A 25,415-nucleotide genomic window follows, 5' to 3' on the forward strand; every position below is an offset into this window, starting at 1 on the left:
CACCCTGGATAGGTGCTCAATTTGGGCTGGGCCGCCAACGGTCCTGCAGACCCTCAGATCAGTGGACACCGTGGTGTGTCTGGTTCGTTCGTGGTCAGCGGTGTCCGGCCGGCTCCGCCAGCAGCGCGACCAACTCGGACAGGTCCTCCAGCTGTTCCAAATGGTGGACCAGCTCCAGCACACGGTCAGCAATGGAGTCCTCCAGAGTTCCGTTCCACGCGATGTTGTTACGGAACTTCGCCTCGATGCGCTCACGGCCCAACGGGGCGAAGTGGATGTCCCCAAGGACCTGGTCGACACGAATTCGGTGGCGATCACCGGAGACGAGCCGCGCCTCGACCTCGGCCGTTCGAGCCTGTTCCCGGGGCAGCGAACCGACGATCTCAATCTTGTCCAGCGTCCTCTGCAGCGCTGGATCGCGCATGTGCGCCTCGTTCATGTGCTGCAGTCCAACGGTTCCGTACATCAGCGCCGTGGCGACAGCGAACCTGATACTGAAGGCGCCGGAGACCTCCGGGCAGCTTCCAACGGTAAACTCCTGCCCGACGAACCCGGCCTTGGTCTGCGGATTCACATGGATCTCGATGCTCTCCACGTCGTCGGGAGTGAGTCGATGCGCCTCGACCAGTTGCACCGTGGCATCCAGCGATGCCTGGCTCGCCCGGCAGGTCGGCCACGGCTTAATGACGGCGTCGGCGTAGAACTCCTGACCCAGACCATCGGTGATCTTCTCGGGTTGCGGCGCGGCGCTCCACTGGGCAAGGAAGCCGAAACGTCCCCCGATTGGGTCTTCTGGCCCCCCGAACCCCGTCCCGGCCAGCTCAGCGGAGAACACGGCGTTGCGAGCGGACAGGGAGATCGGCAGCTTGAACGCCAGGGTCTTGTCATTGATGTTGTCGATGGTCCCGGAGACCTGGTTGATGGCCAGACCGAGTCCGTGGTGCAAGGTGGCAGCGTCCTGCTTCATAAGCAGTCCGGCCGTGGCCACGCCGCCGAGAGCATTGATCGTCCCGGTGTTGTCTCCGCCGCCGTAGACGTCGAAGCCGGTGGCATGACCGAGCCTGGCGGCCAGATCGTCCCCGTAAATCAGCGCGGTGAGCAGGTCCCGGCCACCGCGTCCGCGTGCCTCGGCCATGGCAAGCGCCACCGAGACGGTAGTGCCGGTGATGTGCGAGGGGATCTGCACTCCCTCGGCGTGGTCAGCCCCGACCGGCTCGAAATCGTATGACCTCATCAGCGCCGCATTGGACAGTGCGGCATGCATCGCGGGCACCTTGGCGCCTGTGGTCAGCACGGTCGCCTCTGGACGGCCACCCCAGCCGGTGACCAGGTCGATCAATGAGGAGCTGCCCTCAGCCTGAGTCCCGGCGGCAATCAGCCCCAGAGCATCCAGGACGCGCGTCTTGGCCCGGTCTACCGCTTCCGAGGGCAGCGATTCAAAGTCCGCTGCCGCCAGATGGTCGGTCAGGACCGCCGTAAGTGTCTTGTCCATGGCTTTGGATCACGCCTGGCCTGCGGTCGGAAGCTTCTGACGATCGAGGAACTCCCACACGGTTCCCTTGTCTCCGTTGCGCTGTCCCTTGATGTGCTCAAGCATGCGCGCGCGTCCGACCGAACCGAGGTAGAACCGCTCATACAGCTCGATACGCGAGCCCAGGGCCGAACCGGCGAAATCCCAGGCAGTTCGGAAGATCCGGGAACGTTCCTGGGCGCTGATGTCCCCCGCTCCCGGAAGGTACTTCTCGAGCATCGAAGCCAGCTCCGGATTATCGAACGCCGCTAGGGAGGGGGTGGCCAGCAGATTGTGCGACCCGACAGTTTTGATGATGTCGTTCACCCGGATCATCCACTCCGGCATGATCGTGCGCACCACCCCGATGTCATCGTGCACAAAGTAGGCACCACCGCCCCAGTTATGGGCTCGGCGCTCAGCGGAGTCGATGATCGCCCGGGTCATCACCAGGAAGCTGTGGACCTCACCGAGCATAGTGATCACGTCCTGACGCGCATTTGACCCAGTGACCCGAACCATCTCGGTGAGCAAATCATAGGCAAACTCCAGCTTCACCGCGGCACGGATGGCCGTCTGCTGCTGTGTACATCCTGTAGCGGTTCCCTGATTTACCGAGTTGTAGAGATCCAGCTCGCCATCAATGAAGATGCGGTCATGCGGGATGAGCACGTCGTTGAATATGACCACCCCGTCCTGCTCGTCAAACCGGGACGAGAACGGCCGGTCCTCGCGGGAGGCATCCACACCGTAGTGATCACGGCAGATAATTGCGATGCCCTCGGCCTCCACGGGGATGGCGAAAGACAGGGCGTACTTCTCGTATCCGGGCTTGATGGGAGTTGCCGGGTAAACATAGATCTCATCGGCTATCGGGCCAAGGGTCGCCAGAACCTTCGCGCCGCGCACGATCACGCCCTCATCGGTGCGGTCCACTACCTGAAGAGTGAGGTCGGCGTTTTCCCCGTCCAGCTCACCGATCGATTTGTCGATGTTGGCGTGGACGATGGTGTGCGTCAGGGCCAGATCGTTCTCGGCCACGTACTTCTGGTACGCCTTGATACGCTCGAAGTACACCGTGGCGGAGGCGGCCTTCTCCCACAGATCTGTGCGTGAGACGTGTCCAGCCAAGACCACATTCACGTAGTCGGGAGTGCGGCCGAGCATGCCCATGGAATAGCGGGCGAACCGGTCAAAGGCACGGTGCCGGCGCTCGATGTCCTCTTGGTTGGCGGGACGCAGGTGAGATACAGAGATCAGGTCGCCGGTGTCGGGACTCTCGAACAGGCAGTCGTCCCAATGCTCCCACTGGTAGTCGAAGTACTCGGCCATTCCCGCAAGGGAGCCGGCGAAGTCCGGATGTTCAGTGACATCGATCTGCTCGCTTCCGTACCAGACCTTGCGTCCGTCCTTCAGTCCCGCTAGGTATTCATATCCACGTCGTGCTCCCACTGAGCTCTCCTTTATCTCTGACGTTGGCTGAGACACAGATCGCATAAGCGAGCCCCCGATCGTTCTCATGTGTGGTTGTTCTGTTGCTGACGGCATCCGGCCGGCTGCTCCGCCGGCCTTGCGATGGCTCAGGCCGAGCGCAGGCCGGCTGCGGCGTACCGCCGATAGTCCCTGGCAGCCGGACCCGCCAAGGTGCGACTGACTTCTGCTGCTGCCTCCTGAAGGGCCGACGCCCATCCCCGGACCGTGGCTACATCCACACCAGAGGGCAGGTTGCCGAGCCGAATAACAAGTCCGGAGTTGGTAGGTTGGTCAGCCTCGGGGGCGAAGACCGGTACGACCACGGATGCCAGGTCGATATCGGTCTCCCCCTCGTCCAGCGAGCATCCGAAGTACTGGCGGCTCTGTGCGATGGTGGTGCGGACCGCGCGATCACGGGCGGGCGTCAGCTCAGCGTCGGCCCACTCGGCCAGGGCCTCACTGAGTGCGTCATAGCCGGCCGGATCCTGGTCGATGCGGGAGATGGCGTATCCCTGTTCGCGCACGCGGGTGAGAGCCTGCCGATAAAAGGTGATGACATCCTCGTCCTGCGGGAAGATCCGGCCCAGCCAGGCATCGACCTGGTCTGGGCTCCATGCCACCGCCGCCTCGCCCAACGGCGGGATCAAAGGAATCCGGACGCCGATGCGTTCGTCAGCGTCGGTGTTGCCGCCGTACGACGTGGCACCGATCGTTTGGTCCAAGGAACTGATCTGGACCAGGGCTGCGGCGGAGCAGCCGAACCTCTGGGCAAGTGCGTCGAGCTGCGGGCGAGTGGCCTCGGCCAGCCGGACCGCCGAAATCAGCGACTCGTCCACGTGAGCGGACAGGCCGGTGGTCGAGAAGCCGCCGTAGCCGCCTTGGAAGAACAGCAGCGGGGTCACGCCTCGGTCGATGGCCATGTCGTCAACCGAGACCAGGGTGATGTAGTGGTCACCGGCCTCCACCTCCTCGGTGATACGCCCATGGATATGCGCGACGGCGCCGTCGATCATGGGGGCGCCTGAGGGCGAGAGAGTCCATCCGACCTTGTCGAACTTCTCCGGATCCTTGGAAGCCAGAGTGCGGCAGGCCTGCATCTGGTCGTGGGCGAACACGGAGATGCAGACGTGGTCTGCTCCACGCAGTTTCGGGTAGGTCGATGACGTGGTCATGGGCATGAACGAAACCAGCGGCGGCTCCAGGGAGACTGAGCTGAAAGTGCCCACCACCATACCCACGGGGGCGTCGTTGACCATGGCTGAGACCACGACGACGCCGGTCGGGTAATGGCCCATGACATCGCGGAATGCGCGGGGGTCGAATTGTGGCGTCTGGTCCACCCTAGCAATGCTCATGGTGTGCTCCTGGGAGAGTGTTCGTGTGTTGTCGGCTTCCCGGGCAGTTTGCAATATCTGACCAAGAATATATTTGAGACACTCATGAGGATAGTCCGTTCGCCCCTCGGAGTCCACCACCAGTTTTTTCGATATGGGTTCGCGTTCATGGAGATTGGGATAATACATTATTGCTTGCAGTATGCATCCTGGGTGGCATACTGTTCACCAGGTGTGATGTGCAGGACTAGGGCTCGGGCGCGCTGGCGTTCCGTCCCATGTGGCGCCTACGGATTTTCGACGCAAGGAGAACTGTGAACAGCATCCAGGCTGTCCAGCGAGATGAGAGCGTGATCGGCACCCGACCGATCGCCTCACGGAGCCCCTGCGGCAAACCTCTGCCGGCATCCGGGCAACAACGTTTAAAGCCACCGCCCCGGCGGATCTTCAACCGGATCGCAATGTCCCTGCCGCGTTCTGACGAGTAAGAGCAGACTGTCCGGGGACGACGCACCTTCCTCGACGAACGGCTCCCCGGTCGACGGCTTAGCGCCGTCCGACCGCGCTTCGACCACCCTAACCACGTTTCATCTCGAGGAGATCTAATGGCAAGCAAGCCCACCAACGGTGATTTGTACTGGACCGAGGAGTACCCGGCGATCACCGAGTCAGATAAATCGCTGCAGGAGTACGCCGCAAGGGCTGAAGCTCCCGTGCTGCTGGCCGCGTTGGCCACAACCCTCCAGGACCTGTCCTATGTGCCGGCTGAACTATCCCCGCCGCTTCCCCCGCTGGGCACGGCGCTGCTGCCCCACGGAGGAATGTCGCCCGAACAGGTCAAACGTGCCCAGGACCTGGCGCTGACCGGACTAAAGCGGCTTAGAGATGAGGGAATCCGCAGCGTGCAGCAGCTGAGCGCCGAAGACGCGTCCGCGATCCTGGACTGGTTCACCGGCGGCCGCGCCGCCCGGGACCGGTCGTGGATGGGACAAATGAAGCATGAATTCGCCCCTGCTGCGGATCGCAACGGCTCCGCAAAGTGGAACTATGCTGACTACCCCGACCACCGGGCCGAGGCACCATTCACGACCCTGATCGTTGGCGCAGGAATCTCCGGCATCGCCGCCGCCTATCGCCTGCAGGAGGCTGGGCTGCCGTACCGCTGGATCGAGGCTTCCCACCGGTTCGGCGGCACCTGGTGGAAGAACCACTACCCGGGTGTGCGTTTGGACACCCCCACCTACGGCTACAGCTTCTCCTTCGCACAGCGGGTCGACTGGCCAAACCAGTTCGCCACCGGCGCGGAGGTTCTGGATTACTTGGAGTCCCTGGCGGACAAAGCCGACTTCACAGAGGCGATCGAGCTGAACACGTCCCTGACGCGCGCCGTGTGGGATGAGGAATCAGCCACTTGGAAGGCCACCACGCGCACCAAGGCAGGCCATGAGACCACCGAGAGCTACAACGCGATCATCACCGGTGTGGGGCAGCTGGACCATCCCTTCATTCCGGTATGGCCCGGGCAGGCTGACTTCAAGGGAGTCCAGATGCACTCCCAGGAGTGGGACCACTCGGTGGACCTGAAGGGCAAGAAGGTGGCCGTGATCGGCACAGGCGCCTCCGCCTACCAAATCGTCCCAGCCGTCATCGGGGACGTGGACAAGATGTACCTGTTCCAGCGCAGTGCTCCCTGGATGCTGCCGGCACCGACCTACCACGAGCGAATGTCCGACGCTGCCCAGTGGCTGCACGAGAAGGTCCCGGCATACGGACAGCTGTTCCGCCTCTTCGTCACAGCCGGCGGTATTGAAGGGCGCATCCACATCGCAACGGCTGAAGAGGGCTGGGACGGTGCGCCACTGAGCGTCTCAAAGGCCAACGAGGAATTCCGGCAGGCCATCATTGAACGGATGCGCGAGCAGTATGAAGGCCGCCCTGACTTGCTGGAGAAGGCCATCCCGAATTACCCACCCTCGGCCAAGCGCATGCTCCGCGACAACGGCGTATGGGCCGCAGCCCTGCGCGAGCCGCAAACGGAGGTCATCACAGAAGGTTTAAAATCCTTCACAGAGAGCGGAGTGGTCACCGACGACGGACGAGAGCTCGATGTCGATGTCGTCATCTACGCGACCGGGTTCCGTCCGTCCGATTACTTGGACCCCATCAAGATCGTAGGCCGCAACGGCTTGGAGATCCATGACTACTGGGGCGGAGACGCCAAGGGCTTCGCGGGCATCACTGTTCCCAACTTCCCGAACCTGTTCATGCTGCTCGGCCCCAACACCGGCGGAGTGGTCGCCGGTGGACTGCACTTCATGATCGAACGTGCGGCGGAGTACGCCGTCGAGGCCATCCATCAAATCCTGGAACGCGACGTGCGTGCCCTGGACCTGAAGCAGGAAGCCCTCGACGAGCACATGGCCTGGGTCGACGCGGAGAGCGAGAAGATGACTTGGGGTCAGCCGTACGTCAAGACCTGGTATAAGAACAGGTTCAATCGGGTATCTCAAGTGTGGCCGTTCCACACCACTGAGTACTGGCGTATTACCGAGAATGTGAACAGTGCTGACTACGAGTTCCTGAAATGACTGCTCTCGATGTGACAGTCCAGTATGCCCGGCTCTCCGACCCGGATTACAGGTTCTCCGAGGCCGAGCCTGTCCCGGTAACGGCGGAAGGGCTACAGGCTTCCGTCGAGCCTCTGGCCTTCCTGCAACTGCCAGGCGCCCTGAACGCCCTGCTGGGGGCAGCAAACACCGAGCCCGCACAGTCGCACGATGCCTTCCAGTTGCGCGTGCAGGCACCGGAGATGGCGGAGGGGCTGCCTGTGGTGGTGTTTATTCCCGGCGGCGGGTTCACCACGGGGACGGGCAACGCCCGCTGGTTCACTGCCCCTTCCCTGGTCCACAATGACCGGTGCGTGTTGGTAACCGTCAACTACCGGATCGGCATCCTGGGACATCTGGGAATCGATGGAAACCCGCTTGACTCCCAGCGGCCGCTGCGTGACCTGACCGTGGCACTGCGTTGGGTGAAGAAAAACATCATCCTGTGCGGCGGGGATCCAGAAAAGATCACTCTCGCCGGCGACTCTGCCGGCGCATGGTATGCGTATGCGCTGTCCACTCTCGAGGAGACCCGGGGCTTGTTCCGTCGCACCGCACTGATCAGTCTCCCATGGGAGCCAGCATTGACAGCCGAACAGTACCGGGACAGGTGGGCACTGGCGACCAGCTCGCTGTCCGACTGCGGCGGACTCGCTGAGGCCTCGTGGGAATCGGTCCTTGGTGCCCAAGCTAGCCTCGCTCAAGCTTACGCCGGTCGCGGGATGCCATTGATGCCGGCGGTCGGCGGCGAACTGGATGAGGATCTGCATAATTACGCCACCACTGCACCGAAGCTACACGTGGAGTCCCTGGCGCTTCTCTCGACGTCCGAGGAATCCGCAGCTTTCCTGCTCTCTGCCCCTGAGACGGCCTTCTCGGATGAAGCCGCCGATGGCTTCACCCAGACCCGGTTCGAGGACCCGGAGGCGGTGCGCGCCTGGATCGACCTCAAAGTCCCGGGGGCGTCCGGCAAGGCCCGGATGGTGGAACTGATGACCCTACACCAGTTCCGGCTAGCGCACCTGGAGCTGGCCAAGGCCGCTGCAGTTGCCGGCATCACCGTGTATCTGGCTGGGTTCTCCGTGCAGAGCCCGCTGCCAGGCGCAGGCAGTCCCCACTGCATGCCGATGCCATTCCTGTTCGATTGTCTCCAGCAATGGAAGGATGCACCCATGCTGGAGGGGCTGGACCCGGAGAAATTTGCCACCACCTCGGAAGCCTTGAGGGGCTGGTTCGCCGGGTTCGTCCAAGAAGGCCGCATCCGGGTGGCCAACGGATATGGGAATCCCTTCACTGCCTCCAACCCCCTCCGTCTGGAGTTCGACGGCGGCCGACCCCACTACGAGATTCCCTCCGAGCTGGGGCTGGTCGCTCGGCGCTGAAAGAGAGCCCCGCCGCCTGGTTCGTGAGCCGGAAACCCGGCAAGGCCCAGGACCACGCTTCTTGTTCCACAATCCAAGGGGAGAGCCGTGGGGATGTCCCTATGACTTTTCTATGTCTGCCAGAGCACTGTCCGGTTCGGTGGCGGCTGTCGTGGGTCCTGTAAAGGCGCGGGCGAGGTAGCGAGTGAGAAAGTCCTGGTCACAAGGCGTCGACCTTTTGCCGCGAGGCAAACATGCGCAAAATCTGGTCCGCCAACGTCGAGGTCAACGGCGGCGGAGTCGCCGCAGAAGGCTTCCTCCGCGCAGTCTCGGACCTGATCCGGACCACAGCTACACCAACGTCTCCACCTCCTCCGGCAATTCCGGATCCAGCCGATCCCGCCAAGAGGCCAAGGAAAGAGTCTTCGACGTCTCCAACATCGCCGAAGTCGGAATCTTCACGTCGCTTTCCGCCGCCGAAAAAGATCGCCGGCGGCAGAGACAAGCAACGGGTGCCGCCTTCGAATACCCAATACATGCGACACCCTCCACTGCTCTAGTCGGTGTCGGCAATCCAGCAGAATCTTGCCAATGTGGGCCTTGGTTTCGAAATGGGCGTGCGCCCTGGCTGCTTCAGAAAGTGGGTACACCTTTTCTGTTACCGGTCTGATGGCCCCGGCTGTCAGGAACGGGAGGACAAGACGTTTCACGCTTGCCATAATGGCTGTCTTCTGTTCGGGGGAGCGGTCCCGCAGCAGGGTCCCTGACACGGACGCCTTCTTCTTCATCAGGGCCGCTAAGTTCAAAGTGCCTTCGGGCCCGCCCTGCATGCCGATGGTCACGATCCGTCCGAATGGCGCAAGGGCCTCAACATTTCTCGGCAGATACTGTCCTCCGACAGTATCGAGGACGATGTCTGCGCCGCCTTCAGCGAGCATCCTTTTGGCAAAGTCCTCCTTCTCGTAATTAATCAAGACGTCCGCGCCGAGACGACGGGCCACCTCGAGCTTCTCCTCGCTGGATGCGGTGACTGCTACCCGCCCTCCCAGGGCCTTGATGAGTTGGATGCCGAAGACTCCGATACCCCCTGTGGCTCCGTGGATCAGAACAGTCTCACCGGGAGCGAAACGGCCTGTGTCACAAATATTCGAAACCAGTGTGGCTGCAACCTCTGGTACGCCCGCCGCTTCGATCAACTCGATACCCCTCGGGATCGCGAGGACATGGCCCGCGTTCACGGCGACGTATTCTGCGTATCCGCCGGAGGCGAGAAGCGCCATGACTTGGTCGCCTTGGACGAAGCCGTCGATACCCGTGCCCCCTTCTGCAATGGTTCCAGAAACTTCCATTCCAAAAATTTCCGAGGCGCCTGGAGGAAGGTTGTATCGTCCGAGCCGCTGCAGTGAGTCGGCCCGGTTCAAACCTGCTCCTGCTACGCGAATGAGAACCTCTCCGTCCTGTGGAACCGGGTCCGGGAGCTCCTCCACAACGAGGGTTTCCGGGCCGCCGGGTGACCTAAATCGAACAGCTTTCATGATTCGTATTCCTAGTGCCTAAGAAGCTTCGGTAGTCATCACCAACGGGCTCGAACACGTCGAATGGTGGGCGCATTCTGATCCGGCTGCCGCCTTTTGCATGGAGGCCGCGGCAACTCCGACAACGCAGATTATTCGAACATTAGTTGGTGCTGCCTTAATGAGGTCAAACAGTTCCCCGTTGCGGGCCAGCATCCGCAGTTACCGTTGCGGCGGGCCGGTGCCGACTTCGCGGCTGAGGCCGGATTGTTTGACGCCGCCGAAGGCTGCTGCGGCGTTGGAGACGACGCCGGCGTTGAAGCCGACCATGCCGAACTCGATCTGTTCCGCGGCGGTGCAGGCTTCGCCCATGTTGCGCATCTTGGCAGCCATGGCTCCTTCCACGGCTTTGTCCAGGTCTGCGTCTTCGAAGACGATGAACGGTGCGTTGCCGCCAAGTTCCATCGAACTGTACGCGTCCTCCCGCTGCAGGTCATCAACTGTGGGCCCGGCACCAAAGCATGCGAACGGCGTCGTGCCTTCCACGTGGTGGTGGCCAGTCGGCCCGTGGTGAGGTTCCCGGCGGAACCTTCCACCCCGAGCACATCGCCGGGCTTGACCACGGACGCGCCGGCGGGGGTGCCGGTGAGGATGAGGTCGAGTCCGAATCGTATACGAAACTCTGCAGGACGTTAGGGCCCTAGTCAAGCGGGGACTTGCACCGTTCTTCGACGTTTTGTTTTTTTCCTGGATTATCTATTCTGACTACGATAGTGTTTTATATTGATGATGAAGCGGGTATCACGCTATCCGTAAGGGCTGTGCGAACGAGTAGGAGACAAGGATGTCTTGGGGATTGATAAGTGCCATGGGGCACGTAAGCATTCAGACGACGGACCTCGCTAACTCGGTATTTGACGCGACCCAGATCCTTGGACTCCGGGAAACGGAACGGACCTCCGATGCCGTGTACCTCGCCGCCGGCAACGTCCACCATGAACTGGTTTATGTCGAGTCTGATGTCAACGGCGTTGATGGTTTCGGCCTGCTCGCGGCCAATGGCGATGCGTTGCGGGAGATCCGGCGGCGCGTGGAGGACGAGAACTTGACGATCCTCAGCAACAAGCCCCGCGGGGCTGGTATTGAGGACGGTTTTTCTTTCATCGGGCCCGAGGGCTTCCTGTTCGAAATTTACGTAGGCATGCAGGAGAACATCGCCCTCCAGCAGTCCTTCGGCCCGGACCGGTACGGCCACTTCAACTTCCACCCCCGGGACGTCGGCGGCATGATGCGTTTCCTGCAGCGGGTGCTGGATTTTCGCCTTTCGGACGTCATCGGTGACGACTTCGCCTATTTCATGCGCTGCAACCCTGACCACCACGGTATTGCCCTGGTCCGCGGCGAGGGAACCCTGCACCACCACGCATGGCAGACGCAAAGCATTTCCGATCTCGGAAAGCTCGGTGACCGGCTGAACAAACTGGGCCGGGAGCTGATTTGGGGCCCGGTACGACACGGTGCCGGCCATAACATCGCCGCATACTACGTCGAGACCTCCGGGGCTGTCGTCGAGCTTTACACGGATCTGGAACAGATCTACGACGACTCCCGCCCTCCGGTCGTGTGGGGCGAGGACGAAAATTGGTACAACATGTGGAGTTCCTACCGCCCTTTGGACTTCCGCAATTTCGGCCTCTCACCCGTAGATCGCCGGTCCCTCAGCAGCCTCCACCGCTGAGTATTTCGTCATTCCGGCTGTGCCGGCCCCTCCTCCTGCCCGCTTAAGCACTTTGGCCAGCGTTATGCTTTCTTGAGTAGCCTCGCCCTGTGATCTGCATCATGCGTACGGGGGATGAAGGTTCGGGACGTAACCAACAATGCCGTCGGAACGAACTCTCACAGCTTTCGAAAAGAGATCATGTTGAACCCGAAAACCACCCGGAAAAGCCAGATGCTGGTGGACGTTGACTCAGGCAGGAAAGTACCTGCCGTCGACTCACTGAACACTAAGGACATGCGCCGCATCCTGGGTTCCAGCCTCATTGGCAGCATTATCGAGTACTACGACTTCATTCTTTACGCTACTGCTGCTTCCCTGGTGTTTGACCGGGTTTTCTTTGCCAACTTGGGCCCCGGCCTATCCCTGTTTGCCTCCTTTGCGACCCTTGCGGCCGGATACGTTGCCCGGCCTCTCGGCGGTATCGTCTTTGGCCACTTCGGCGATCGCCTGGGCCGGAAAAAGATGCTGGTGCTGTCGATGCTCATGATGGGCGGCGCCACCGTCCTTATCGGGCTCCTGCCCACCACGGCGCAAATCGGCGTTGCGGCGCCTATCATGCTTGTCCTTCTGCGCGTCATTCAGGGCATTTCCGTTGGCGGAGAGTGGGGCGGCGCCACTTTGATGGCCCTGGAGCACGCGCCTGCAAAAAAGCGCGGCCTCGCCGCAGCGTTCGCCAACGCCGGCGGACCGGCGGGCGGGCTGCTGGCCACACTGGTGGTTTCCGCCGTTTCCGCGTTGACCGGGGACCAGTTCCTGGTCTGGGGCTGGCGGATACCGTTCCTGCTCAGTGCCTTCCTGATCCTCATCGGCATGGTCATCCGCCTCAGGGTGGCAGAGACGCCCGTATTCCAGAAGCTCGAAGCCGAAGCCGCTAAAGTCAAGCACCCGCCTTTGCTGGAGGTGCTCCGGCATCATCCGCGTGTTGTCGTGGTCACCCTCGTTGCTACGTTGGGATTCTATGCCTGCCAGGGGCTGCTAACGGTGTGGGGCGTCTCCATGGCTGTTGGAAGCGGCGTTGACCGCTCCGGCGTCCTGAACTGGAAGGGAGTCGCCGCCGTGGTGACGGTGGCGGTCTGCTTTTACTCCGCACGCCTCAGTGACCGGATCGGCCGGCGCACTGTCCTTACGGGCGCGGGCGTGGCGGGCATCGTCCTGGCATTCCCACTCATCTTGCTGCTTACAAACGGGACTATGTGGGGCTTTGCCGTGGCAGTCGTGGTCGGCAATGGGCTGGTCCAGGGGGCCCTTGCCGGACCAATCGGCGCCTACATCTCCGAGCAGTTCCCCACCGGCGTCCGCTATACCGGGGCGTCCCTGTCCTATCAGGGCGCCTCAATGATCGGCGCCGGTTTCACCCCCATGATCGCCACGGGCCTGGTTCTCGCAGCCGGTGGGAGCGTGTGGATGGTAGCCGTGTTCTGGATCGTCATCTTGGCAGCAGGTCTCGCCGCTGTGCGCCTCACCCGTGAGGGCTCACGCCTCAAACTCGACGCGGTCTAAACCTGCACAAGGGAAGGCTTCCAGGGCTGAAACATGATGCCCCGAGTGCTTCCGCCTCAGGTGACTCCATTGTCAGTTTTTTTGAACTCATTATGCTGAAACTTCTGCCTTTACGAGGGTACCGGTTGCCCGCATGCTGGAGACAGCGAGGCGCTCGGATTGGCGCCTAACGAAAGGAACCACGCATGAAGCCTAAGAATCACATGGTGCTCACTACCTTTATGCTGCCGGCGGGTTATCACAAGGACAGCTGGCGGAAGGAAGGAAGCCGGGCAGAAGAGCTCGGCAACCTGGACTTCGTGGCAGACCTAACCGCGATGGCCGAGGCCGCAAAGCTTGACGCCGTCTTTTTCGGCGACATCGTGCACGCCAACACGGTGATGCGGGGCGACATCAAGATGAACGGGTTCTACGAACCCATGACCGTGCTCGCAGCCTTGGCGGCCAGGACAAAAAACATCGGCCTGATCGGCACCATGTCCACTTCCTTCTGCGAGCCGTACAACCTGGCCCGGCAGCTGTGCGGCCTGGACCACATGTCCAATGGCAGGGCTGGCTGGAACATCGTCACGTCGTCTGACGGTTTCAGTAACTATGGCGTGGAGGACGTTCCGGACCCGGCGGTGCGTTACCGGCGGGCCACGGAGTTCGTGGACGTGGTGCAGCGTCTCTGGGACAGCTGGTCCGATGACGCCGTCATCGTGGACAGGGAATCTGGTGAGTACGTGGACCGGAGCAAGCTCAAGGCCATCCGGCATAAGGGCGAGTTTTTTGAAGTCGAAGGGCCCATCAACATGCCGCGGTCGCCGCAGGGGCGTCCCGTGCTGGTCCAGGCGGGATCCTCAGGCCCGGGCATGGACCTGGGTTCCTCGGTGGCGGACGGGATTTACACCGCCCAGCCGTTCAAAGAACCGTCCATCGAGTTTTACACCAAGTTTAAGAACATGGTGGCTGAGAAGGGCCGGAACCCCGACGACGTCAAGATCATTCCGGGTATCCTGCCCATTCTCGGCGACACGGAGAAGGAAGCGCAGGACCTTGCCAACGAGCTGGCCAGCTACGTGCACCTCGGTAACGGCCGCAAGCAGGTGGGTGCTGACCTCAAGATGGACCTGACCGAGTTGGAGTTCGATGAGTCGATCCCAGCCGAGTGGTTTTCCGATGACCCCCGGCTGGGCAGCAGGTACCAGATATACCGCAAGAAGAGCGTGGACATGGGCATGACGCTGCGCGAGCTGATCGTGGACCTGGCCCGGTCCACCGGGCACCAGTGGATGGCCGGCACTCCCTCGCAGGTGGCTGACCGCATGGTTGACTGGTTCGAGTCGAAAGCGTGCGACGGTTTCAACCTCAACGCTCCCTTCAACCCGGGCGGATTCAAACTTATCTGCGACAAGCTCGTCCCGGAACTTCAGGACCGCGGCTACTTCCGGTCCGAGTATGAGGGCAACACCCTGCGTGAGAACCTTGGGCTTTCACGCCCCTCAGCGTAGAGGGGCGGCGCAGGGCCGGCCGCTTAAGAGTCGGCAGATCTGAAGCGTTCGACGGCCACATCCACCCAGGCCTGTGCGCGTGCGTTCAACCGCATGCTCCGCGTCCAGGCCAGCGACACAGTGGCTTGGGCGCGGGTATGGATCCGCGGCTCGGCAACCCGCTTGAGCACAACCTTTAGCTCCTCGTATGGCGCGTCCAGCATGGGTTGCTGGAAGAGCACGGCAACGCCACGGCCACTCGCTACCAGCGATCGGACTGTGGCGTAGCTGCGGGAGCGGTGCCGGACGTCCGGTGTCAGGCCGGCAGCGCGGTACATCTCCAGGATGCGCGTGGAGATGGGAGGAGCGTCGAAAAAGATGAGCGGACTGTCGGCTACGTCCCTGAGTGCAACCACCTCCGCTTCGCGCTGGGGATGGTCCGCCGGAAGCAGGATGTACGGCTCCACGGACAGCAGCGGCGCCGTCTTGAGCGCAGGGGAGATGTCCATGTCGAAAACGAAGGCGGCGTCGATGGAACCGTTGAGCAGGCGCTCCTGCAGATCCTCGTGGTACCCCTCAATGAAATCGACCTCCACGTGCGGGCACTGTTCCGCAAAATCGGCCAGCATCGGCGGAATGATGGTGGGCCCCAGCGGCATAAAGCACCCGACGGTCAGTGGACCGCGGATGTCAGTCCTGGCGCGTTTGGACAGCGACGCGATCTCATCCGCAAGTTCAAGCAGTTGGCGCGCCTGCCTGAACACCACGATGCCCGTCGATGTCAGGGTGAGCCCCTTGGACTTGCGCTTGATGCACAGCTGGGCCCCGACAATTCGCTCCAGTTCCGCGATGGACATGGAGATGGCCGACGGCGCCATGTGTAGCCGCCGTGCTGCCTCGCTCATCGTTCCGGTTTCGGCCGCCACGACAAAGTGCAAGACCTGGCGCAGCGTAATCGAGGGGTTCAGGGCGATGTTCACATTGTCAATATTACTGACGACCAAGAGCGGAAATAGACGATTTACTTGAGCAGTTCAGCTTGCCATCATAAAAGAAACGGCGCCGACGACGGCGTCCCCGCCGTCGCAGCAGCGGCAGCACCCCTTCCCGAAAGTGACGTAACGTAAATGGACGCCCAAGCCACCTTCCTCGACCAGGCAGAAGCAATTGTCGGCCCCGGCAACGTTGTCCGTGCCACGCCCAAAGACGGCTACATCGACCCGTATCCCCTCAATCCCGGGCGGGCTAAGTGGCCTGGCGTGCGTCCTGGGAGCGTGGAGGAGGTCCAAGCCGTGGTCCGGCTCGCCAACGACACCGGCGTTCCGCTGTGGTCCTTCTCCAAGGGCAAGAACCTAGGTTACGGGGGACCGGAACCGCGCAGCCGCGGCATGGTAGCGCTGGACCTGAGCCGCCTCAACAAAATCATCGAAGTGAATGACCATCTTAACTACGCCGTCATCGAGCCCGGTGTCAGTTTCTTTGACCTCTTCGAACACATTCAGGAAAACGGGCTGAAGCTTTGGATGTCCGTTCCCGCCCTCGGCTGGGGATCGATCCTTGGCAACGCCCTCGACCGCGGCTACGGCATGACCCCGATGGGCGACCATGTGCAATCCATTTGCGGTATGGAGGTGATACTGCCGGACGGTGAGCTGGTGCGTACAGGAATGTGGGCCATGGACGGAACGGAACTCGGCCCCATCTTCAAAGGCGGATTCGGACCCACACTGGACGGTATCTTCACCCAATCAAATCTCGGCATAGTCACCAAGATCGGCCTTTGGCTGATGCCCTGGCCGGACGTGTACATCAACGGCGACGTTGTGGTGGAGCGCGAGGAGGACATGCCCAAGCTGGTGGACATCCTGACCCAGCTCCGGCGCGAGGACGTCATTCAGAACAACGCCCTGTGCGGCAACGTGGTTCGGGCGGCCACCATGAACGGTCCGCGGTCACGCTGGTACCAGGGGGAGGGGTCCATTCCGGATGACCGTCTGGAGGAAATGCGCCAGGAAATGGGCATTGGCCAGTGGAACGCCAAGTTCGCGATCTACGGCGACAAGGGACTCGCCCAACGCAGGCTTGAGATCATTCGGGAACGCTTCGCCGGGCTTGAAGGGTTTACCGTCAAAGCCAGGCTCTATGAAGGCGCCGAAGGCGTACAGGTCGCCTATGACGACATTGCGGACATGGACCGCACTCAAATGGCCGGAGTGCCCACCCTGAAGCCCTTGTCCACGGTGGCATGGGCGGCGGAAAACGGCGGGCATATCGACGCTGCCCCCATCATTCCCGCCCGAGGGGAGGAAGTGTGGGCGTTCTATCGAGAAGCCAAGGAGCTGTACCGCCGGTTCGGCTTTGACCTGTACATCGGTTACCACCTCTACCCGCGCCATATGGTGCACGTGACCATGATCTTCTTCGAAAACGATAACCAGGAGCAGTTGGCGCGCGCACGGGCTCTCTACTCAGCGTTGCTGGCAGCAGCCCGTAGCCACGGGTACGCGCCCTACCGCAGCCATGTGGACTACATGGATGTCATCGCTGACGGCTTCGACTACAACAACAACGCCATCCGTCGGCTCCAGGAGACACTGAAGGACGTGCTGGATCCCAACGGCATCCTGGCGCCCGGAAAGCAGGGGGTGTGGCCCCGGCGGTACCGCGAGGTCGGGGCGGAAGCCTCGGACGGCGTCGCCGAATCGGCTGTCCCGCTTTAGAACGCCTGTCCAAAGCAGCTTCCGACAGGTTGCGGCGACGGAAGCCATCACGGAGAAGGGGCCGGACGCTGGTGAAGCAAACCAGCGTCCGGCCCTTTTCGCTACAGGACCGCCAGTAGTAGCCCCAGGGTGCGCTCCTGGAGGTGGACGCGTGCTCCTTTTGCCTTGCAGCGGCGTGTCCAGGGCTTGTACATGGATTCGAACAGCATCCGCCGGGAAATCCCCCTACGTCGAGTTGTTCTTGCACGGCCGCCTGTACCTCGACGATTTGATCGCCTGGAAGATTCCGCTCAAGGACATTGATGAGGCATTGTCAATTTCCAGCTTTTTATATAATATTCCATCAGAATGCATTTTGCATGGGGAGTGTTGGGCTATCTCGTCCAATTACTTGCGCCAGCTGAGAAGGAGTTCGAAGTGACAGCACGCACCGGAGCAGAGTACAAGCGGGGCCTGGACGACGGCCGAGAGGTATGGCTGGGGTCGGAGCGCATCTCCGTCCTTGAGCACCCGGCCTTTAAAGGATCGGTTGAAGGCATGGCCGGCTACTTCGACTACCAGCACAAGTACGCGGCGGACTGCCTGAGCACCCACCCGGAGACCGGCGAGGCCATGAACGTCAGCCACTCGCTGCCTAGAAACGCGGAAGACATAGTGCGCCGCCACCGCGCCTTCGACCGCCTGGCCCGGTACTCCAATGGCATGCTCGGCCGCACGCCGGACTACGTCAACGTGGTCCTGGCCGGGCACGTGGTCCGCAAGGACATCTTTGACCGCTCCGGGGACCCGGTGTACCACCAGCGGCTGGCGGCATACCAGCGCGAAGTCATCGAAAAGGACCTCGCACTGACCCACACCATTGTGCACGCCGCGATCGATAAGAGCGTCGGCGAACTGCAGGGCATGAACGAGGAACTCACCCTGCGCGTGATGAAACGGACTGAGCAGGGCCTCATCGTCAAGGGCGCGAAGATGCTCGCCACCCTCGGCCCCATCGCCGATGAGCTGTACGTCTACCCGGCAGTGCCCATCCAAAAAGGCTCCGAGGAATACGCAATCTCCTTCGCTATCCCCGTGGCCACCCCCGGCGTTGTCGCCATTTGCCGGGACCACTACGGCGTGGACGCGGCCCTGGAGGACAAGCCGTTCTCCTCACGTTTCGACGAACAGGACGCCGTCATCATCTTTGATGACGTCTTGGTGCCTTGGGACCGCGTGTTTATTGACGGCAACCTGGACGTCTACAACTCCATCAACGCAGGCACCGCTTCCGGCAACACGCAGCAGCAGACGGCCATCCGCGCGGCCGTGAAGCTGGAGTTCGCCTACGATCTGTGCACGCAGATTGCCAAGGTGACCGGGACTGAGGGCAAGCCCGATGTCGGCGCGATGCTCGGTGAAATCTACACCTACCTGCGGCTCACCCGGGCGGCCATCCATTCGGCGGAACTTCGGGCCTCGGACTGGGGCGGCGGAGCGTACTTCTGCCACGACGACATCAGCTCCCTGCGGGCCATCATGCCGGGCTGGATGATTCGGATCAACGACATCATCAAGTCCATGGGCTCGCACAACCTGCTGGCAACACCCACGGGCGGTGCGTTCCACGATCCCCGGCTGGGCCCGCTGCTGGAAAAGTACCTCCCCGGTGCCAACGGCATCAGCGCCCAAGAACGCGCCCGCATTATGCGCACCGCCTGGGACTTCGCCGGCTCGGCACTGGGCAGCCGGATCGAACTCTACGAACGTTTTTACCTCGGCAGCATCGGCCGCGCCCGCGCCCTGGACCACCGCAAGGCCCAGGCAGCGGGGGAGACCGGTGCCTACCATGCCATGTTCGCGGAAATCGACGATACCCCCGCTGGGCCCGAAGGCGAACCTGACGCGTCCGCCGGTGACCGGATCACCGTCGGGGCCAGAGTCTAGGTTCCGCCATGCCGGCGCAGACAGAGGAGGCCGCCGGCCCCGGAAGCAGCCTGGAAAACACGACAGGCATCGTGGCCAGGCATGTCACTGGCACCGGCTTCGAGGCCTTCGACGCCGCCAACGTGGCCGGGGCCAAGAGCCGGATCATCGATTCGCTGGGCAACATCGCCGCGGGCCACTACGCCCAGGGCAACGACGCCACCCTGAACCTCGCCCGAGGCTGGGGCGGCGCTGAGGAAGCAAGCGTCTGGTCCACGGCATCCGCCTGCCAGCGCACAACGCGCGGTGGTTTACGCGGTGATGATGCGGTCCTACGACCTCGAGCCAATCGGTGCGCAGTACGGGGAGCGGACGCCGTCCGCGGCCCAGATCAGCGGGACCACTATTCCAGTGGCCCTGGCGGTCGCCGAGCAGCAGCGCTACTCGGGGCGGGGACCTGCTCACCGCACTGATTCTGAGGGACCACCTCGCCTCACGCCTCGCCGCAGCTTCACCGCTGCGGACCTGGAACGGCTGCTGAACTCCGCTTGGAAGGGAAATACCGAATGATTTTTCTGGCACATCAGCTGAGACTGCTGTCCCACCTCAGCTACAAACAGGACCTGGCCCTGTGGGAAGCCGAACTGGCGGCCCCCACCATCAGATTGATTTCGTCCGCCTGGGTGGGCTGGTATGAAGCAGAGCCCGAAGCCTGAGAGGGAAGAATTCGGCGGCGGATGCCGCCGTCGCCTCGGGAGCAACTTAACCGCTCATCCAGGTGCATATCAGCCTCGTCCGCCCGCCTCGCCCACAGCGGTGGACAAGACGTTCAAGCATCCGCTCGGCTGCGGGACCTAGCGTCCACGTGGAAGAGTAAACTGCGAAGCAACGCTGAGCTCCTCTCGTTCCGGTCCGGCGAAGAAAGTGATGAGGCTCTCCTCGAAGCCCGGAACGGATCGGAGTACTGGAAGGATCAGGTCACTGGCCAGTTCCGACGGTGTCATGAGTCGTCCGGTCCTGGTGCGCAGCGCCAGAACGTTTAGTTGGGTGATGCCGCATCCGGCCAGCACGTGGTCAATTTGAAACTGAATGAGGTGGGCCGCCGTCGGGTCCGCCCGACGATCGCTGCCGGAGTACTGCTGATGTCCAGATCGATTCGGCACCACTGGTCCTGGACGTTATCTATCTAGTCTATGGATACAGCCACCCTCCCCTCTCGCTGGCGGGCGTATGAGTCGCTGTTCCTTGAGTGGCGGTGTGCCAGGGGTTTGCGGAGTGGGGTTCAGCTCTCTTTGCTTTGGTGCCGGTCCAGCAGCTGGGCGCAGCGGATCAGGCCCAGGTGGGAGTATGCCTGAGGGTGGTTGCCCAGGTGCGTTTCGCTTGTGGGGTCATATTCTTCGGGCAACAGCCCGGTGGGGCCGATGAGATTAACAAGCTGGCCGAACAGTACATCGGCGTCATCGGTGCGGCCTACCGCGAGATAGGCCTCGATCAGCCAAGTCGTGCAGATGTGGAAGCCGCCTTCCAACCCGGGCAGCCCATCGTCGTAGCGGTACCGAAAAACGGTGGGTCCTACTCGCAGTACGCGCTCGACGGCATCTACTGTTTTCAGGAACCGTTCATCGGTTACATCTAGCAGGCCGGAGAGGCCAATATGCAGGACGGCCGCGTCCAGGTCGGGGCTGTCGTAGGCCACGGTGTACGACGCGGATTCCTCGTTCCAGCCTTGTTGGAGGACTTCGGTTCGGATGGTGGCAGCGGTGGTGCGCCAGAGCGGATCAAGTACCCGTCCGTGACGCTCGGCGGTGCGTACGGCGCGGTCCAGGGTGACCCAGCACATCACCTTGGTGTAAACGTGGTGGCGCGGTGGCCGCCGGGCTTCCCAGATTCCGTGGTCTGGTTCGTGCCAGCGAGCCAGGACCGCCGCGGCCATCTGCTCCAGCAGTTGCCATTGGAAATCGGTCAAAAGACCGTGGTATTCACTGAGACTGTGGATCAACTCTGCTATTGGCCCAAAGACGTCCAGTTGCACTTGGTGGTCTGCAGCATTCCCAATCCGTACCGGGCGCGACCCGGCATAGCCTGGCAGGCTTTCGATGGTTGCCTCGCTGGCCATCGAGTTCCCAGTTACGGAGTAGAGCGGGTGTAGCCATTCCGGGCCTGGAGCCTGGTGCAAAATTCGGCCTAGCCATCCCAGGAACCCGTCGGCCTCGTCGGTGGAACCAAGATCCACGAGTGCTTTAACGGTCATGGAACCGTCACGCAGCCAGCAGTACCGGTAGTCCCAATTACGGATTCCGCCGATTCCCTCGGGCAGGGAGGTGGTGGGGGCCGCCAACACTCCGCCGGTCGGTTCGTGCACCATGGCTCGGAGCACCAGCGCGGAACGCTTAACCAGCGAGGGTTTGACCGCAGGGAGCTTCAGCTTGCGTACCCAGGCCCGGGAACTAGCCGCGACATCGGCCCGGCGCGCTGGCTCGCCGACGGTATCGAGCACAAAAGTTCCGGTGTCCCCGCAGCGCAGGTTCAGGACGACCGGCCCGTTGTGTAGGTCCACGTCTGCAGTGGCGGTTGCATGGCGGTTATCGGTTCTGACCGTGAAACTGACTCCAGGGGCGTGCAGGATTATTGGATCGGCGGTGCCGAGCACGTACAGGTCAGTACCGCGGACCTCCATCGTGAAGGGGGCGTTCGTGTAATCCGGTCGTGGCGCAAAGACGATCCTGGCCGCGCCTGTGCCGGCAAGCACCCGCACCAGGCTGGTGAGACCTTCCGGAGAGGGTTCCAGGTAGTCCGTCACGGTTATATCCGCCCAGCGGGTCTCGACGATCATCGTGCTGTCCACATAGCGTTGCCCGAGCACCCGCGATGCCTGCACGGGCTCAACGCTGAAATGCCCGGCCGCGTCGCCGCCAAGAATGTGCGCGAACACGGACCCGGAATCCGGCAGCGGATGGGTCATCCAACAGATCTTCGCATCCGGGGTTACCAGTGCGGTGGAGGAGCCGCTCCCCAGTAGCGAATGGCGTTCCAGGCCCACGGCCTCCTCGCCGAAAAGCCAGGCCCTGCGCAATTCGAACAGCACGGCCAGGACCATAGCGAAAGCATCCGGATCCGGCAGCCGGTGTCCGTTCCCGGGCCCGGGCCCGACCCGCAGGCCCAGGTCCGGACCTCGCAGTGTGGTGAGGGCGTCCTCGTCGCTGGGGCCGTCCCCGGCATAGAGCGTGGCGCTGATGCCCAGCTGGGATCGCAGGCGTTCGAGGGCTCGGCCTTTGGCTGGCTCCACCAGGGACAAATCCAGGACGGACCCGTCCACAATGAAATACATCCCGCGGTCCCGGGCAATCCGTTCCGCTTTTGCGGTCACCCGGGCAGCGACGTCCGATGGTTTCCCCATCAGACGCACTGACACCCCTGCGGGTTTCCGATGGATCCTCTCGATCCTGAAATCCTTTTCGGCCCTCACTACTTCCGCCAGGGCGTCGGTGACTTCTTGCAGGATTGGCGTTGTGGTAGCAGGCTGGTCATAGACAAAATCCATGTCAAATTCGGCACCGTGCGAACCCACAAGGTGGACTTCGGCCGGCAGCCGAGACACCGCCGCCAAATCCCGCAAGGAACGGCCTGAAATTACCGCTGCGTGCGTGTTGGGCAGCGACGCCAGGGCGCGGAGGGCAATCGAGGCATTGCCGACCTGCAAGGACACCTTGGAGGTCCCCTCGTCGGCAGAAAGTGTCCCGCCATAGTTGCAGGCCACCAGCAGGTACGGAGTGCGTGCCAGCATCTTCAGCTCATTGAGCAGCTGCGGCGACAGCTTATTTCCCGTCGGATCAGACTGGATCAGATCTCTTAGCAAGTCCTGCGGCAAGGAGTTGGAAAGCAGCCCGGAATATTCCGCGGACCGACTGGCCGGCCGCCAGCCACCAGACGTGGTCATGAAGGTTCTAGCCCTCAGCCAACGGCCCGGCAGCTGAAGTGGCCGCCGGTCAGAACCGAGTTATGCCTGCGTCCGACGGGGATCATGTAATAAACTTTCACGGCCAACCATCGTCTCAGCGTGATTCGTTGAAGGCATCGGTGTCAAGGGTTCGGGCTCAGGAGCTCAGGGTCGGGTCCGCACAGGAAACGGGCAAACTTCAAGGCAGAGTTCCCGAGACGAAAAGAGGACGGCCAGAAAGACTAGTCGCTGCCGCGAACACCATGACCTTCCATCGGATTCAGCGGACAGGCGTACAAGGTTGAGCCAACCGGTGGATCCGGAGGTACTCAGCAGAAGCACCAGCTCCGGGTCCAGTTCAACAGCCGGACCGGTGACCGGACGCTGTGGCCACAGTGGATGTGCAGAACGGCCCTGTACAGGGGCGGATGGCGCCGCTGAATCGAGCCCCGGCGTCGGCGGGCATGCCAAGAACTGACACGGAGGGTCCACCGACTCTGGTTCCGTTCATTGACTCACTCGCTGGCCTAGCTTCGAGCTTAGGAGCTAACCCGCGGTTAAGGGCCGGGACTGTCGGGGGCGCCGTGACCGGTTGCATCGAGCACGCTGTCTAGCCAGGTGACGCGATTAGTAAAGCGCTTCGCCTTGCGAGGATCGGTCCACCGGTAGGAGTCGTGCTCCCAATTGATTTTCAGCCGCCTTCGGGATGTTAGGGCGGTGAAAGTGTGAATGAGCCACGGGGTTCCAAAGCGGTCGGTGACCACGAGGTCCGGTCCTTGACGGAGCGCCTGGAGGTCTTCGGCCCGCAGCCCCGCTTCTTCGAAGAGTTCTTCAAGAGCCTGCTGTTCCGGTGTCGCCCCGGGTTCCAGAAATCCGGTGATGCAGTGCCAAAGGCCGCTGTCGTGGCTAGGGCGGCGGCTTCTTCTAAACAGGGCAATCCTGCCCCGCCATTGGATGACGGCGGCGATGACAATGTGATTCAGGGGAATGTCAGATGCAGCGCCAGAGGGAACCTTGGTGCCAAGGACTGTATTGCTGGGGCCATGTTCCTCTCCTTTACTACGTGCTCTCGAGGGGCTGGCACTTATAGTGCACAATTCTTGATCGATCCCGCCTCCTCAGCTGTGGACTACTGCCGGCGCCGTGTCAGCTAGGAGATAGAAATTTTCGAGAAAACCGGAGACGCGCACCGGCGCGCTGCACGACGCGGCGGTCCAGCTTGCTCGGTTGTTCCTAGGAGAGTCGCGCCCAGTCGGTCACCAGGGAGGTCACCAAGTCCTTGCCGATAGCCTAACAATCCATAACTATAGCAATAATGCCTAAAGACAGGATAATGTATTGTCCGTATCGATGTACCCCTTTAGCCGGCGGCGCCGCCGCCCAAAGAGAATCAACATCACCTCCCGGGGCGCTCCGGCGCCGTGAAAGGAACCACACATGAACTACGCAACCTTCGTATCCGCAGACGGCTCCCCCACTTGGGGCATCATTGCCGACGGACAGGCGTACGATCTTGGCCCCAGCGGAGCCAACCTTGCCCGCACGCTCCGCGTCGCCGTCGAGCAGGGCATCTTCGGCACCGTTGGCGAGGAGTTCCGCAACGCCCCGTCCCGACCGGAAGCGGACATCGAGTTCCTCCCGCCCATCACGGATCCCGGCAAGATTCTTTGCATCGGCGTGAACTACCGCAGCCACCAGGAGGAATCCGGCAAGACGGAACAGAAGGCACCCACTGTCTTCACCCGCTTCGCTGACTCCCAGATGGGCCACCTTCAGCCTGCCCAAATGCCTGCCACCACCGCCAAGTTCGACTACGAAGGCGAAATGGCCCTGGTCATTGGCAAGGAAGCATTCCACGTCGCCGAGGAGGACGCCTTCGACTACGTTGCCGGCTACGCTGCCTACAACGACCTCAGCGTTCGCGACTGGCAGCTCGCGGCCTCCCAGTGGATTCCCGGCAAGAACTTCCCCGGCACCGGTGGGTTTGGCCCCTACCTTGTCCCGGCCGCCGAGCTGGGCGACGTCAACAAGCTCACCCTGGAAACCCGGGTCAACGGTGACATCCGCCAGAAGGCCTCCGTTGCCGACCTGTACTTCACCATTCCGCAGCTGATCGCCTATGTCACCGGCTTCACCAGGCTCTCGCCCGGAGATGTGATCGTCACCGGCACACCCGGCGGTGTGGGCCTGTTCATGGAACCGTCCGGGCTCCTCTCGGCAGGTGACGTGGTGGAAGTGGAAATCACCGGTCTGGGGACCCTGAAAAACACGGTGGAACTCGTCCCCTGACCTGCCCTGCTCCC

The 25,415-nt window shown here is 62.2% G+C and carries 17 protein-coding genes and 1 pseudogene; 10 read left to right on the forward strand and 8 right to left on the reverse strand.

The window, feature by feature from the left end; genetic code table 11:
• Window positions 1-94: 94 nt before the first annotated feature.
• From AC5RT3_RS06240 to AC5RT3_RS06250, 3 genes are all read right to left on the reverse strand, one after another.
• Window positions 95-1,492: an MmgE/PrpD family protein gene (locus tag AC5RT3_RS06240; protein ID WP_494053212.1), complete on the reverse strand. Its 1,398-nt coding sequence runs from the start codon at window positions 1,490-1,492 to the stop codon at window positions 95-97.
• 9 nt (window positions 1,493-1,501) lie between these two features.
• Complete coding sequence (locus tag AC5RT3_RS06245) at window positions 1,502-2,962, reverse strand: 4-hydroxyphenylacetate 3-hydroxylase N-terminal domain-containing protein (protein WP_494123762.1); 1,461 nt, start codon at window positions 2,960-2,962, stop codon at window positions 1,502-1,504.
• 128 nt (window positions 2,963-3,090) lie between these two features.
• On the reverse strand, window positions 3,091-4,338 hold the full coding sequence (locus AC5RT3_RS06250) for a flavin reductase (protein WP_494011142.1): 1,248 nt from the start codon (window positions 4,336-4,338) through the stop codon (window positions 3,091-3,093).
• A 584-nt stretch (window positions 4,339-4,922) separates the two neighbouring features.
• On the opposite strand from AC5RT3_RS06250, the gene AC5RT3_RS06255 reads away from it, so the two are divergent.
• On the forward strand, window positions 4,923-6,905 hold the full coding sequence (locus AC5RT3_RS06255; protein WP_494011143.1) for a flavin-containing monooxygenase: 1,983 nt from the start codon (window positions 4,923-4,925) through the stop codon (window positions 6,903-6,905).
• Window positions 6,902-8,305, forward strand: a complete 1,404-nt coding sequence (locus tag AC5RT3_RS06260; RefSeq protein WP_494123763.1) for a carboxylesterase family protein — start codon at window positions 6,902-6,904, stop codon at window positions 8,303-8,305. The genes AC5RT3_RS06255 and AC5RT3_RS06260 overlap by 4 nt, the downstream gene beginning before the upstream one ends.
• A gap of 437 nt (window positions 8,306-8,742) precedes the next feature.
• Here the strand turns inward: AC5RT3_RS06260 and AC5RT3_RS06265 are convergent, their stop codons facing one another.
• Together AC5RT3_RS06265 and AC5RT3_RS06270 are read right to left on the reverse strand one after the other, a co-directional pair.
• Window positions 8,743-9,819 carry an NAD(P)H-quinone oxidoreductase gene (locus AC5RT3_RS06265; protein WP_494123764.1) on the reverse strand — a complete coding sequence of 359 codons (1,077 nt, stop codon included), beginning with the start codon at window positions 9,817-9,819 and terminating at the stop codon, window positions 8,743-8,745.
• Between the two features lie 201 nt (window positions 9,820-10,020).
• Window positions 10,021-10,269: pseudogene (locus AC5RT3_RS06270) on the reverse strand (aldehyde dehydrogenase family protein); the annotation flags it as partial.
• Window positions 10,270-10,642: 373 nt separating this feature from the next.
• Between AC5RT3_RS06270 and AC5RT3_RS06275 the strand changes: the two are divergent.
• The 3 genes from AC5RT3_RS06275 (at window position 10,643) to AC5RT3_RS06285 (ending at window position 14,571) form a co-directional block, all read left to right on the forward strand.
• Entirely contained in the window at window positions 10,643-11,536 is an 894-nt protein-coding gene (locus tag AC5RT3_RS06275) for a VOC family protein (protein WP_494123765.1), read from the forward strand.
• 180 nt (window positions 11,537-11,716) lie between these two features.
• On the forward strand, window positions 11,717-13,078 hold the full coding sequence (locus tag AC5RT3_RS06280) for an MFS transporter (RefSeq protein WP_494123766.1): 1,362 nt from the start codon (window positions 11,717-11,719) through the stop codon (window positions 13,076-13,078).
• Between the two features lie 185 nt (window positions 13,079-13,263).
• Window positions 13,264-14,571, forward strand: a complete 1,308-nt coding sequence (locus AC5RT3_RS06285; RefSeq protein WP_494011148.1) for an NtaA/DmoA family FMN-dependent monooxygenase — start codon at window positions 13,264-13,266, stop codon at window positions 14,569-14,571.
• Window positions 14,572-14,594: 23 nt separating this feature from the next.
• On the opposite strand, the gene AC5RT3_RS06290 is transcribed toward AC5RT3_RS06285, so the two are convergent.
• Complete coding sequence (locus AC5RT3_RS06290; RefSeq protein WP_494123767.1) at window positions 14,595-15,530, reverse strand: LysR family transcriptional regulator; 936 nt, start codon at window positions 15,528-15,530, stop codon at window positions 14,595-14,597.
• Window positions 15,531-15,677: 147 nt separating this feature from the next.
• Between AC5RT3_RS06290 and AC5RT3_RS06295 the strand changes: the two genes are divergently transcribed.
• From AC5RT3_RS06295 to AC5RT3_RS06310, 4 genes are all read left to right on the forward strand, one after another.
• On the forward strand, window positions 15,678-17,270 hold the full coding sequence (locus AC5RT3_RS06295; RefSeq protein WP_494011151.1) for an FAD-binding oxidoreductase: 1,593 nt from the start codon (window positions 15,678-15,680) through the stop codon (window positions 17,268-17,270).
• 417 nt (window positions 17,271-17,687) lie between these two features.
• On the forward strand, window positions 17,688-19,196 hold the full coding sequence (locus AC5RT3_RS06300) for a 4-hydroxyphenylacetate 3-hydroxylase N-terminal domain-containing protein (protein WP_494123768.1): 1,509 nt from the start codon (window positions 17,688-17,690) through the stop codon (window positions 19,194-19,196).
• A gap of 8 nt (window positions 19,197-19,204) precedes the next feature.
• Entirely contained in the window at window positions 19,205-19,648 is a 444-nt protein-coding gene (locus tag AC5RT3_RS06305) for a hypothetical protein (protein WP_494123769.1), read from the forward strand.
• Between the two features lie 93 nt (window positions 19,649-19,741).
• A complete protein-coding gene (locus AC5RT3_RS06310) occupies window positions 19,742-19,891 on the forward strand; it encodes a hypothetical protein (RefSeq protein ID WP_494011154.1) in 150 nt (49 codons plus the stop codon).
• Window positions 19,892-20,457: 566 nt separating this feature from the next.
• On the opposite strand, the gene AC5RT3_RS06315 is transcribed toward AC5RT3_RS06310, so the two are convergent.
• Window positions 20,458-23,112, reverse strand: a complete 2,655-nt coding sequence (locus AC5RT3_RS06315; protein WP_494123770.1) for a trehalase-like domain-containing protein — start codon at window positions 23,110-23,112, stop codon at window positions 20,458-20,460.
• A 557-nt stretch (window positions 23,113-23,669) separates the two neighbouring features.
• Window positions 23,670-24,209, reverse strand: coding sequence for an NUDIX domain-containing protein (locus AC5RT3_RS06320; protein WP_494123771.1), 540 nt, complete (start codon window positions 24,207-24,209; stop codon window positions 23,670-23,672).
• A gap of 340 nt (window positions 24,210-24,549) precedes the next feature.
• Here AC5RT3_RS06320 and AC5RT3_RS06325 point away from each other — a divergent pair, with 340 nt between their 5' ends.
• On the forward strand, window positions 24,550-25,401 hold the full coding sequence (locus tag AC5RT3_RS06325) for a fumarylacetoacetate hydrolase family protein (protein WP_494011157.1): 852 nt from the start codon (window positions 24,550-24,552) through the stop codon (window positions 25,399-25,401).
• The last annotated feature ends 14 nt before the right edge of the window (window positions 25,402-25,415 follow it).

Source organism: Arthrobacter sp. Y3221159 (assembly GCF_059089885.1).

Bases quoted from the DNA above. Each gene is read 5' to 3' on its own strand.
- AC5RT3_RS06240 (WP_494053212.1), bottom strand. From the start codon at position 1,492: ATGGACAAGACACTTACGGCGGTCCTGACCGACCATCTGGCGGCAGCG.
- AC5RT3_RS06250 (WP_494011142.1), bottom strand. From the start codon at position 4,338: ATGAGCATTGCTAGGGTGGACCAGACGCCACAATTCGACCCCCGCGCA.
- AC5RT3_RS06255 (WP_494011143.1), top strand. From the start codon at position 4,923: ATGGCAAGCAAGCCCACCAACGGTGATTTGTACTGGACCGAGGAGTAC.
- AC5RT3_RS06260 (WP_494123763.1), top strand. From the start codon at position 6,902: ATGACTGCTCTCGATGTGACAGTCCAGTATGCCCGGCTCTCCGACCCG.
- AC5RT3_RS06265 (WP_494123764.1), bottom strand. From the start codon at position 9,819: ATGAAAGCTGTTCGATTTAGGTCACCCGGCGGCCCGGAAACCCTCGTT.
- AC5RT3_RS06275 (WP_494123765.1), top strand. From the start codon at position 10,643: ATGTCTTGGGGATTGATAAGTGCCATGGGGCACGTAAGCATTCAGACG.
- AC5RT3_RS06280 (WP_494123766.1), top strand. From the start codon at position 11,717: ATGTTGAACCCGAAAACCACCCGGAAAAGCCAGATGCTGGTGGACGTT.
- AC5RT3_RS06285 (WP_494011148.1), top strand. From the start codon at position 13,264: ATGAAGCCTAAGAATCACATGGTGCTCACTACCTTTATGCTGCCGGCG.
- AC5RT3_RS06295 (WP_494011151.1), top strand. From the start codon at position 15,678: ATGGACGCCCAAGCCACCTTCCTCGACCAGGCAGAAGCAATTGTCGGC.
- AC5RT3_RS06305 (WP_494123769.1), top strand. From the start codon at position 19,205: ATGCCGGCGCAGACAGAGGAGGCCGCCGGCCCCGGAAGCAGCCTGGAA.
- AC5RT3_RS06310 (WP_494011154.1), top strand. From the start codon at position 19,742: ATGATTTTTCTGGCACATCAGCTGAGACTGCTGTCCCACCTCAGCTAC.
- AC5RT3_RS06315 (WP_494123770.1), bottom strand. From the start codon at position 23,112: ATGACCACGTCTGGTGGCTGGCGGCCGGCCAGTCGGTCCGCGGAATAT.
- AC5RT3_RS06325 (WP_494011157.1), top strand. From the start codon at position 24,550: ATGAACTACGCAACCTTCGTATCCGCAGACGGCTCCCCCACTTGGGGC.